This is a genomic window from Citrobacter amalonaticus, from assembly GCF_037053465.1.
GTDB classification, from domain to species: Bacteria; Pseudomonadota; Gammaproteobacteria; order Enterobacterales; family Enterobacteriaceae; genus Citrobacter_A; species Citrobacter_A amalonaticus_H.
Genome location: NZ_JBALIF010000003.1, coordinates 107685 through 119728, shown reverse-complemented (window position 1 = coordinate 119728; position 12044 = coordinate 107685). Strand labels below are relative to the sequence as shown.

Genomic DNA, 12044 nt, shown 5'->3' with positions numbered 1-12044 from the left:
ATGTTTTTACGTCAGGAAGATTTCGCCACCGTCGTTCGCTCGACGCCGCTGATTTCCATTGATTTGTTGGTGGAAAACGCGCAGGAGGAATTTCTGCTCGGTAAACGGCTAAACCGCCCGGCGCAGGGCTACTGGTTTGTGCCTGGCGGTCGGGTGCAAAAAGATGAGGCGCTGCATGCGGCCTTCGAACGCCTGACCCAGGCCGAACTGGGTATCCGTTTACCGCTCTCTGCCGGGGAATTTTATGGTGTCTGGCAGCACTTCTATGACGACAACTTTTCCGGTGAGGATTTCTCTACCCACTACATCGTGCTTGGTTTTCGCCTGCGCGTGCAGGAAAGCGAACTGCAATTGCCTGACGCGCAGCACGATGCGTATCGCTGGCTGACGCCTGCGGCGCTGCTGGCGAGCGACAACGTTCACGACAACACGCGCGCGTATTTTTTGCCACAACAGCAGGCTAAGGTGCCGGGGCTATGAAGATCCTCGTTTATGGCATCAACTACTCGCCAGAGCTTACTGGTATCGGCAAATACACTGGCGAAATGGTGGAGTGGATGGCGCGCCAGGGACATGACGTGCGGGTTATCACCGCGCCGCCGTACTACCCGCAGTGGAAAGTGGGCGAGCGTTACTCCGCCTGGCGCTACCGTCGGGAAGAGGGGAACGCCACCGTCTGGCGCTGCCCGCTGTATGTGCCGAAGCAGCCATCCACCCTGAAGCGCTTACTGCATCTGGGCAGCTTTGCCCTGAGCAGCTTTTTCCCGCTGATGGCGCAGCGTCGCTGGAAGCCGGATCGCATTATTGGCGTGGTGCCAACGCTGTTTTGCACGCCGGGGATGCGAATGCTGGCAAAACTCTCCGGTGCCCGCACGTTGCTGCACATCCAGGATTATGAAGTTGACGCCATGCTGGGGCTCGGAATGGCGGGCAAAAGTAAAGGCGGTAAGGTCGCGAAGCTTGCCAGCGCCTTTGAACGCAGCGGTCTGCATAACGTGGATTATGTCTCCACCATCTCGCGCTCAATGATGAACAAAGCGCAGGAGAAAGGCGTTCCGGCAGAGAAGGTGATCTTCTTCCCGAACTGGTCGGAAGTGGCGCGTTTTCAGCAGGTTAACGATGACGATGTCACCGCATTACGCCAACAGCTTGGCCTGCCGGACGACAAAAAAATCATTCTTTACTCCGGCAATATTGGTGAGAAGCAGGGGCTGGAAAATGTGATTGTCGCAGCGGAACAACTGCAGGCGCAGCCGCTGATTTTCGCCATCGTCGGACAAGGCGGTGGCAAAGCCCGGCTGGAGAAGATGGCAAGCGAACGCGGCCTGACCAACGTGAGATTTTTCCCACTTCAGTCTTACGACGCCTTGCCTGCGCTACTGAAAATGGGCGACTGCCATTTGGTGGTGCAAAAGCGCGGCGCGGCGGATGCGGTCCTGCCATCCAAGCTGACCAATATTCTGGCCGTGGGTGGTAACGCGGTGATTACGGCAGAAGCCGAAACTGAATTAGGCCAGTTGTGCGACAGCTATCCGGGGATCGCGGTTTGCGTGGAGCCGGAATCGGTCCCGGCGCTGGTCTGTGGCATTGAACAGGCGCTTGTCATGCCAAAAGTGAACACGGTGGCACGTGAATATGCCGAACGCACGCTCGATAAAGAGAACGTGCTGAGTCAATTTATTGCAGATATACGGGGATAAATCATGAGTCAAACCACGTTGTATCCGGTTGTGATGGCGGGTGGCTCCGGTAGCCGCTTATGGCCGCTTTCCCGCGTACTTTATCCTAAGCAGTTTCTGTGTCTGAAAGGCGATCTCACCATGCTGCAAACGACCATTTGTCGTCTGAACGGCGTGGAGTGTGAAAGTCCGGTGGTGATTTGTAATGAGCAACACCGCTTCATTGTCGCCGAGCAGCTTCGTCAACTGAATAAACTGACGGAGAACATCATTCTCGAACCGGCGGGACGTAATACCGCGCCGGCAATTGCCCTGGCTGCGCTGGCGGCGAAACGTCACAGTCCACAGTGCGATCCGCTGATGCTGGTGCTGGCAGCCGATCATGTGATCGCCAACGAAGAGGCTTTCCGCGACGCGGTTCGCAACGCTATGCCTTACGCCGAAGCCGGAAAGCTGGTGACGTTTGGCATCGTTCCGGATCTGCCGGAAACCGGCTATGGCTACATTCGTCGCGGTGATGTGACGCCCGGCGACAACGACGCCGTGGCCTTTGATGTCGCGCAGTTCGTCGAAAAACCGAATCTGGAAACGGCGCAGGCGTATGTGGCCAGTGGGGATTATTACTGGAACAGCGGGATGTTCCTGTTCCGGGCGGGACGTTATCTCGAAGAGCTTAAAAAATACCGTCCCGATATCCTTGAAGCCTGTGAAAAGGCGATGAGTGTGGTCGATCCGGACCTGGATTTCATTCGCGTGGATGAAGTCGCATTCCTCGCCTGTCCGGAAGAATCCGTGGATTACGCGGTGATGGAACGCACCGCAGACGCTGTCGTCATGCCAATGGACGCAGGCTGGAGCGATGTCGGCTCCTGGTCGTCGCTGTGGGAGATCAGCGCCCATACCGCCGAGGGAAACGTGCATCATGGCGACGTCATCAGCCATAAAACCGAGAACAGCTACGTCTATGCGGAATCGGGTCTGGTGACCACCGTCGGGGTGAAAGATCTGGTGGTGGTGCAGACCAAAGATGCGGTGCTGATTGCTGACCGTAACGCGGTGCAGGACGTGAAAAAAGTGGTTGAACAAATCAAAGCCGATGGCCGCCATGAGCACCATATTCACCGCGAAGTGTACCGCCCGTGGGGGAAATATGACTCCATTGACGCTGGCGATCGCTATCAGGTCAAACGCATCACCGTGAAGCCGGGAGAAGGGCTGTCGGTGCAGATGCACCACCACCGCGCCGAACACTGGGTGGTGGTGGCCGGTACGGCCAAAGTCACCATTAACGGTGATATCAAACTGCTCGGTGAAAACGAGTCTGTCTACATTCCGCTGGGGGCGACCCACTGTCTGGAAAACCCGGGAAAAATTCCCCTCGATCTGATTGAAGTGCGCTCGGGTTCTTACCTCGAAGAGGATGACGTTGTGCGGTTTGCGGATCGCTACGGCCGGGTGTAGGCCTGATAAGGCGCGCAGCGTCGCCATCAGGCGAAGAATGCCGGATGGCGCGTTGCTTATCCGGCCTACGGATCGCGCTAATGGTTATTTACTTTACAAAAAATATCTCCAGTCCGGAGAGGGCTTACTGTTGCCTGAAGAAGGGTAAAAACATGACGAAATTAACCTGTTTTAAAGCCTACGACATTCGCGGCAGGCTGGGCGAAGAGCTGAACGAAGAGATTGCGTGGCGGATTGGCCGCGCGTATGGCGAGTTTCTGAAGCCGAAAACTATTGTCCTGGGCGGCGACGTACGTCTGACCAGCGAGGCGCTGAAACTGGCGCTGGCAAAAGGGTTGCAGGATGCGGGCGTTGACGTGCTGGATATCGGGCTGTCGGGCACCGAAGAGATCTATTTCGCCACCTTCCACCTGGGGGTAGACGGCGGAATCGAAGTCACTGCCAGCCACAACCCGATGGACTACAACGGCATGAAGCTGGTGCGTGAAGGCGCGCGCCCGATCAGCGGTGATACCGGTCTGCGTGACGTTCAGCGTCTGGCGGAAGCCAACGATTTTCCGCCGGTGAATGCGGCGAAACGCGGCAACTACCAACAGATTTCCCTGCGTGATGCCTACATCGACCATCTGTTCAGTTACATCAACGTCAAAAACCTCACGCCCCTGAAGCTGGTGATTAACTCCGGCAATGGCGCTGCGGGCCCGGTGGTGGATGCCGTCGAAGCGCGATTCCAGGCGCTGGGCGTGCCGGTGGAATTCATCAAAATCCACAATACCCCGGACGGTAACTTCCCGAACGGTATTCCCAATCCACTGTTGCCGGAGTGTCGCGCCGATACCCGTAATGCAGTGATCGAACACGGCGCGGATATGGGGATCGCCTTTGACGGCGATTTTGACCGCTGCTTCCTGTTTGACGAGACAGGCCAGTTTATCGAGGGCTACTACATTGTTGGCCTGCTGGCGGAAGCTTTTCTCGAAAAACACCCGGGGGCGAAAATCATCCACGACCCGCGTCTTTCGTGGAACACCGTGGATGTGGTGACCGCGGCGGGCGGCACGCCGGTCATGTCGAAAACCGGTCATGCGTTCATTAAAGAGCGTATGCGTGCCGAAGACGCTATCTACGGCGGTGAGATGAGCGCGCACCATTATTTCCGTGATTTTGCGTACTGCGACAGCGGAATGATCCCGTGGCTGCTGGTGGCGGAGCTGGTGTGTCTGAAAGAGCAGTCGCTGGGGGAACTGGTGCGCGACCGGATGGCAGCGTTTCCGGCGAGTGGCGAAATCAACAGTCTGCTGGACGAACCGGCAGCGGCGATTTCACGCGTGGAGCAGCATTTCGCCCGCGACGCGCTGGCGGTGGACAGAACGGACGGCATCAGCATGTCGTTTGGCGACTGGCGCTTCAATCTGCGCTCATCCAATACCGAGCCGGTCGTGCGCCTGAACGTCGAGTCACGCGGTGACATTCCACTGATGGAAGCGCGAACGCGCACTCTGCTGACACTGCTGAATCAGTAAGGTCAGACTTCCCTTACCCGCTCGTGGGTAAGGGGCTAATCACAGGAACAACGATGACAAATCTAAAAAAGCGCGAACGGGCCAAAACCAATGCATCGTTAATCTCAATGGTGCAACGCTTTTCAGATATCACCATCATGTTTGGCGGGCTGTGGGTGGTCTGCAAAGTCAGCGGATTGCCTTTCCTGTACATGCACCTGTTGGTGGCGCTGATCACGCTGGTCGTTTTTCAGATGCTGGGCGGCATAACCGATTTTTATCGCTCCTGGCGCGGCGTCAAAATTTCTACTGAGCTGACGCTGTTGTTACAAAACTGGACGCTGAGTCTCATTTTCAGCGCCGGTCTGGTGGCGTTTAATCAGGATTTCGATAATCGCCTGATGACCTGGATTATGTGGTATCTGCTGACCAGCGTCGGACTGGTCTTTTGCCGTTCGTTTATCCGCTATGGAGCAGGGTGGCTGCGTCATCGTGGCTATAACACGCGGCGTGTCGCGGTGGCCGGCGATCTGCCCGCCGGACAGGCGTTGCTCGACAGCTTCCGCAATGAGCCGTGGCTGGGCTTTGACGTGGTCGGTGTTTATCACGATCCGAAACCAGGGGGCGTGACCTCAGACTGGGCCGGGAATTTCGAACAGTTGATTGACGATGCCAAAGCGTCGCGCATTCATAACGTCTATATCGCCATGCCGATGTCTGATGGCGAGCGGGTGAAAAAGCTGGTCCGTGAACTGGCCGATACCACCTGCTCGGTGCTCCTCATTCCCGATGTCTTTACCTTTAACATTCTCCATTCCCGCATCGAAGAGGTGAGCGGCGTACCGGTGGTGCCGCTGTATGACACGCCGCTGTCGGGAATTAATCGTCTGCTCAAACGGGCTGAAGATATTGTGCTCGCCTCTCTGATCCTGCTGTTGATTTCGCCAGTGCTGTGCTGCATCGCGCTGGCGGTCAAGCTCACTTCGCCGGGGCCGGTTATCTTTCGCCAGACCCGTTACGGAATGGACGGCAAGCCGATCAAAGTCTGGAAGTTTCGTTCCATGAAGGTGATGGAAAACGACAAGGTGGTCACCCAGGCGACGCAGAACGATCCGCGCGTCACCAAAGTCGGGAGCTTCCTGCGCCGCACTTCGCTGGATGAACTGCCGCAGTTTATCAATGTCCTGACTGGTGGGATGTCCATCGTCGGACCACGCCCGCACGCCGTGGCCCATAACGAACAGTATCGCCAGTTAATCGAAGGCTACATGCTGCGTCATAAGGTGAAGCCGGGCATTACCGGCTGGGCGCAAATTAACGGCTGGCGCGGTGAGACCGACACGCTGGAGAAGATGGAAAAGCGGGTGGAGTTCGATCTGGAGTACATCCGGGAGTGGAGCCTGTGGTTCGACATCAAGATCGTCTTTCTGACGGTGTTTAAGGGCTTTGTCAACAAAGCGGCGTACTGAGGAACTCTCATGAGTTTACGTGAAAAAACTATCAGCGGCGCCAAGTGGTCGGCCATCGCCACGGTGATTATCATCGGTCTGGGGCTGATCCAGATGACGGTGCTGGCGCGGATTATTGATAACCAGCAGTTTGGCCTGCTGACCGTGTCGCTGGTGATCATTGCGCTGGCGGACACGCTGTCTGACTTCGGTATTGCCAACTCCATTATTCAGCGCAAGGAGATAAGCCATCTTGAGCTGACCACGCTCTACTGGCTGAACGTCGGGCTGGGAATGATCGTCTGCGTGGTGGTCTTCCTGCTGAGTGATGTGATAGGCAATGTACTGCATAACCCGGATCTGGCCCCGCTGATTAAAGCGCTGTCGCTGGCGTTTGTGGTGATCCCTCACGGCCAGCAGTTCCGCGCGCTGATGCAAAAAGAGCTGGAGTTCAACAAGATTGGGATGATTGAAACCAGCTCGGTGCTGGCGGGCTTTACCTTTACCGTGGTGAGCGCCCATTTCTGGCCGCTGGCCATGACCGCCATTCTCGGTTACCTGGTGAATAGCGCGGTCCGTACGCTGCTGTTTGGCTACTTTGGCCGCAAAATTTATCATCCTGGCCTGCACTTTTCGCTGGCGTCGGTTGCGTCGAATCTGCGCTTTGGCGCGTGGCTGACGGCGGACAGTATCATCAATTACGTCAACACCAACCTCTCCACGCTGGTACTGGCGCGTATTCTCGGGGCTGGTGTCGCAGGGGGCTATAACCTTGCATACAACGTGGCGGTGGTGCCGCCGATGAAGCTCAACCCGATTATCACCCGCGTGCTGTTTCCGGCGTTTGCCAAAATTCAGGACGACACGGAAAAGCTGCGCGTGAACTTTTACAAGCTGCTCTCCGTGGTGGGAATTATCAACTTTCCGGCGCTGCTCGGCCTGATGGTGGTTTGCAATAATTTTGTGCCGCTGGTGTTTGGCGAGAAGTGGAACAGCATCATTCCTGTGCTGCAACTGCTGTGCGTGGTGGGGCTGTTGCGCGCGATCGGTAACCCGATTGGCTCGCTGTTGATGGCAAAAGCGCGCGTGGATATCAGCTTTAAATTCAACGTCTTTAAAACATTCCTGTTTATCCCGGCGATTATCGTTGGTGGACATCTGGCGGGCGCGATTGGCGTGACGCTGGGCTTTCTGCTGGTGCAAATCATCAACACCATTCTGAGCTACTTCGTCATGATCAAACCGGTGCTGGGGTCCAGCTACCGTCAGTACGTTCTGAGTCTGTGGCTGCCGTTTTATCTCTCGCTTCCTACGCTGGCCGTGAGCTACGGCCTGGGTATTGCGTTACAGGAGCATCTCTCTCTGGGGGCGCTGTTGGCAACGCAGATTATCGCGGGCGCGCTGGCATTTGCGGTGATGATCGTATTTTCGCGCCACCCGCTGGTGGTGGAGATGAAACGCCAGTTCTGTCGCAGCGAAAAAATGAAAACCCTGCTTCGTGCAGGCTGAATCTTGCAGTTAATTATCCGGCAAACCATGCCTGATGACGCTTCGCTTATCAGGCCTGCAAATAACGCTGAGCTGTAGGCCGGATAAGGCGGCAGCCGCCATCCGGCAAACCATGCCTGATGACGCTTTGCTTATCAGGCCTACAAATCACGCTGAGCTGTAGGCCGGATAAGGCGGCAGCCGCCATCCGGCAAACCATGCCTGATGACGCTTCGCTTATCAGGCCTGCAAATCACACTGAGCCGTAGGCCGGATAAGGCGGTAGCCGCCATCCGGCAAACCATGCCTGATGACGCTTCGCTTATCAGACCTACAAATCACACTGAGCCGTAGGCCGGATAAGGCGGCAGCCGCCATCCGGCAACGATTTTAAGAGGATGAAATGAAATTACTGATTCTGGGCAACCATACCTGCGGCAACCGCGGTGATAGCGCGATTTTACGCGGTCTGCTGGATGCCATTAACCGCCTTGAACCGGATGCGCAGGTGGATGTCATGAGCCGCTACCCGGTGAGCTCCTCCTGGCTTTTGAATCGTCCGGTGATGGGCGATCCGCTCTTTTTACAGATGAAACAGCATAACAGCGCGGCAGGCGTGGTAGGTCGGGTGAAAAAAGTCCTCCGTCGTCGCTACCAGCACCAGGTGCTGCTTTCCCGCGTCACCGATACCGGCAAGCTGCGCAATATCGCGATTGCTCAAGGGTTCACCGATTTTGTCCGACTGCTTTCAGGATATGACGCCGTTATCCAGGTTGGCGGCTCGTTCTTTGTCGATCTGTACGGCGTTCCGCAGTTTGAACATGCACTGTGTACTTTTATGGCGAAAAAACCGCTGTACATGATTGGTCACAGCGTCGGTCCCTTCCAGGATCCGCAGTTTAACCAACTGGCAAACTATGTCTTTGGTCACTGTGACGCGCTGATTCTGCGTGAATCGGTCAGTCTCGATTTGATGAAACGCAGTGAAATCACCACGGCAAAAGTGGAGCACGGCGTAGATACCGCCTGGCTGGTGGATCATCACGATGCTGACTTTGAGCCAGGGTATGCGGTTCGACACTGGCTGGATATCGCGGCGCAGCAGAAAACGGTCGCCATTACCCTACGTGAACTGGCGCCGTTTGATACGCGGTTGGGGACGACGCAAGAGGCCTATGAGAAAGCTTTCGCCGGTGTGGTGAATCGTATTCTCGATGAGGGCTATCAGGTGATCGCGCTCTCAACCTGCACCGGGATCGACAGTTACAACAAAGACGACCGTATGGTGGCGCTGAATCTGCGTCAGCATATCAGCGATCCGGTGCGCTATCACGTGGTGATGGACGAGCTGAACGATCTGGAAATGGGCAAAATCCTCGGTGCATGCGAACTGACGGTGGGGACACGTCTGCATTCGGCGATAATCTCCATGAACTTTGCCACGCCTGCCATTGCCATCAACTATGAACACAAGTCGGCGGGCATCATGCAACAACTGGGGATGCCGGAGATGGCGATTGATATTCGCCACCTGCTGGATGGCAGCCTGGAGGCGATGGTGGCGGATACGTTAGGGCAGCTACCGCAGATCAACGACCGTCTGGCATCGGCCGTGCGCCGCGAACGTGAACAGGGGCTGCGCATGGTGGAATCCGTGTTAACGCGTATTGGGGAGGGGAAATGAAGGTCAGCTTCTTTTTACTGAAATTTCCGCTCTCATCGGAGACCTTCGTTCTTAATCAGATTACCGCGTTTATTGATATGGGGTTCGACGTTGAGATCGTCGCTCTGCAGAAAGGCGATACGCAAAATACCCATGCCGCCTGGGAGAAATACGGTCTGGCAGGCAAAACGCGCTGGTTGCAGGTTGAACCGCAGGGGCGTCTGGCAAAACTGCGCCACCGGGCGTTTAAAACGCTGCCAGGCCTGGTACGCGCCGCAACCTGGAAATCACTCAATGTTTCTCGCTATGGCGAGGAATCCCGCAACCTGATCCTTTCTTCAATTTGTGCCCAGGTGCGTCAACCGCTGTGCGCCGACGTGTTTATCGCCCATTTTGGTCCGGCGGGCGTGACGGCGGCGAAATTACGTGAACTGGGGATAATTCAGGGCAAGATCGCTACCATTTTCCACGGTATCGATATCTCCAGCCGGGGGGTTTTGAATCATTACACGCCGGAATATCAACAACTGTTCCGCCGTGGTGATTTGATGCTGCCCGTCAGCGATCTTTGGGCGAGACGCCTGAAAAACATGGGCTGCCCGCCCGAGAAAATAGCGGTTTCACGAATGGGCGTCGATATGACGCGCTTCACGCACCGCCCGGTCAAAGCGCCTGGGACGCCGCTGGAGATAATCTCCGTCGCGCGGCTCACCGAGAAAAAAGGGCTGCATGTAGCGATCGAGGCCTGTCGCCAGTTAAAAGAACAGGGCGTGGCGTTTCGTTATCGCATTCTGGGCATCGGTCCCTGGGAACGGCGATTACGCACACTTATCGAACAGTATCAGCTCGATGAAGTGATTGAGATGCCAGGGTTTAAGCCCAGCCACGAAGTGAAAGTGATGCTGGATGAAGCGGATGTCTTTCTGCTGCCATCAGTCACTGGCGCGGATGGCGATATGGAAGGGATTCCGGTGGCGTTGATGGAGGCAATGGCCGTGGGGATCCCGGTGGTTTCTACCGTTCACAGCGGTATTCCCGAACTGGTGGATGCCGGGAAATCAGGCTGGCTGGTCCCGGAAAACGATGCCCGCGCGCTGGCGCAGCAACTTGCCTCATTCAGCCAGTTTGACGCTGAAACGCTGGCCCCTGTCGTTCATCGCGCGCGTGAAAAAGTTGAACATGATTTTAATCAGCAGGTGATCAATCGTCAGTTGGCCAGCCTGCTCCAGACGATGTAAACCGAGGTTGTATGGCCAAGAAGACGCTCTCCCGACGTACCTTTCTGGCGGCAGGCTCCGCGCTTGCCGCGCTTCCCGTGTTGCATTCTCCTTTTGCCCGTGCGGTGACATCGGGCAAAACCGTTAACATTCAGGACTACAACCCGAAGGACTGGATTGCCTCGTTCCGACAGGCGTTTAACGAGGCGCAAACCGTCATCGTTCCGGCGGGACTGGTATGCGAAAACATCAATACCGGAATTTTTATTCCTGATGGCAGAACGCTGCAGGTAAAGGGGCGTCTGAGCGGCAATGGGCGAGGCCGGTTTGTGCTTCAGGAAGGATGCCAGGTGACAGGCGATGGAGGCGGTAGTCTGCATAACATTACCCTTGACGTCCGTGGTTCTGACTGCACGATCAAAGGTCTTGCTATGAGTGGTTTCGGGCCGGTGACGCAAATCTATATTGGTGGGAAACAGCCACGGGTGATGTGCAACCTGACCATCGACCGGCTGACGGTGAGTCAGGCCAACTATGCGATATTGCGACAGGGGTTCCACAATCAGGTCGATGGCGCGCGGATCACGCATTGTCATTTCAGCGATTTACAGGGCGATGCCATCGAGTGGAATGTGGCGATTAACGATCGCAATATCCTGATTTCGGATCACGTTATTGAACGTATCAATTGCACGAACGGCAAGATCAACTGGGGAATTGGAATTGGTCTTGCCGGGAGTACTTATGACAACAGCTATCCCGAGCAGCAAACGGTAAAAAACTTTGTTGTCGCCAATATTACCGGCTCAGACTGCCGGCAACTGGTACATGTGGAGAATGGCAAACATTTCGTCATTCGTAATGTGAAGGCAAAAAATATCACTCCGGATTTCAGCAAAAAGGCGGGAATCGACAATGCGACGATAGCAATTTATGGCTGTGATAATTTCATTATTGATAATATCAGTATGGTCAACAGCGCCGGAATGCTGATTGGGTATGGTGTGGTGAAAGGGAAATATCTGTCGATCCCACAAAATTTTAAACTGAATAATATTTCACTCGATAACACTCAGCTTGAATATAAATTGCGCGGCATTCAAATTTCTTCCGGCAATGCGACCTCATTTGTTGCCTTGACCAACATTGAGATGAAGCGGGCGACGCTTGAGCTACACAACCAACCGCAGCATCTTTTTTTACGCAATATCAATGTGATGCAGAAGTCATCCACCGGCCCTGCGCTGAAAATGCACTTTGATCTGCGTAAGGATGTGCGTGGTAAATTTATGGCGAAAGACGATACGCTGCTGTCGTTGGCGAACGTTCATGTCGTCAACGAAAAAGGGCAAAGCTCGGTGGACATTGACCGCATAAATCACCAGGTGGTCAATATTGATGCAATTAACTTCCGCTTGCCGGAGGGGCGGGGGTAGATTTGCGACCATTCCTGGCGAAATCGATCCATACTTAAGATTATGGCTACTGCAATTGCGTATCGACTGGCGTAGCATCGGTATCAAAGCAGCGATGATTTCCTCTGACTAATTCATGCTGGCTAAAACGAGTCAAAAGACTATAATTCA

General features: G+C 55.3%; 9 protein-coding genes. All 9 read left to right on the top strand.

What is annotated here, in order from left to right:
- The 9 genes from WB371_RS06145 (at nt 1) to wcaM (ending at nt 11894) form a co-directional block, all read left to right on the top strand.
- Complete coding sequence (locus WB371_RS06145) at nt 1-480, top strand: GDP-mannose mannosyl hydrolase (RefSeq protein ID WP_336219217.1); 480 nt, start codon at nt 1-3, stop codon at nt 478-480.
- Nucleotides 477-1700, top strand: a complete 1224-nt coding sequence (gene wcaI, locus WB371_RS06140) for a colanic acid biosynthesis fucosyltransferase WcaI (RefSeq protein ID WP_336219216.1) — start codon at nt 477-479, stop codon at nt 1698-1700. Before WB371_RS06145 ends, wcaI begins: the two co-directional genes overlap by 4 nt.
- 3 nt (nt 1701-1703) lie before the next feature.
- Nucleotides 1704-3140, top strand: coding sequence for a mannose-1-phosphate guanyltransferase (gene cpsB, locus WB371_RS06135; RefSeq protein WP_336219215.1), 1437 nt, complete (start codon nt 1704-1706; stop codon nt 3138-3140).
- Nucleotides 3141-3292: 152 nt separating this feature from the next.
- Nucleotides 3293-4663 carry a colanic acid biosynthesis phosphomannomutase CpsG gene (gene cpsG, locus WB371_RS06130; protein WP_336219214.1) on the top strand — a complete coding sequence of 457 codons (1371 nt, stop codon included), beginning with the start codon at nt 3293-3295 and terminating at the stop codon, nt 4661-4663.
- Nucleotides 4664-4716: 53 nt separating this feature from the next.
- A complete protein-coding gene (gene wcaJ, locus WB371_RS06125) occupies nt 4717-6111 on the top strand; it encodes an undecaprenyl-phosphate glucose phosphotransferase (RefSeq protein ID WP_336219213.1) in 1395 nt (464 codons plus the stop codon).
- Between the two features lie 9 nt (nt 6112-6120).
- Complete coding sequence (gene wzxC / locus WB371_RS06120; protein ID WP_336219212.1) at nt 6121-7599, top strand: colanic acid undecaprenyl disphosphate flippase WzxC; 1479 nt, start codon at nt 6121-6123, stop codon at nt 7597-7599.
- Nucleotides 7600-7981: 382 nt separating this feature from the next.
- The gene (wcaK, locus tag WB371_RS06115) at nt 7982-9262 is read left to right on the top strand and encodes a colanic acid biosynthesis pyruvyl transferase WcaK (protein ID WP_336219211.1); all 1281 of its coding nucleotides are present in this window, start codon (nt 7982-7984) and stop codon (nt 9260-9262) included.
- Entirely contained in the window at nt 9259-10479 is a 1221-nt protein-coding gene (gene wcaL, locus WB371_RS06110; RefSeq protein WP_336219209.1) for a colanic acid biosynthesis glycosyltransferase WcaL, read from the top strand. Before wcaK ends, wcaL begins: the two co-directional genes overlap by 4 nt.
- Nucleotides 10480-10490: 11 nt before the next feature.
- On the top strand, nt 10491-11894 hold the full coding sequence (gene wcaM, locus WB371_RS06105; RefSeq protein ID WP_336219208.1) for a colanic acid biosynthesis protein WcaM: 1404 nt from the start codon (nt 10491-10493) through the stop codon (nt 11892-11894).
- The last annotated feature ends 150 nt before the right edge of the window (nt 11895-12044 follow it).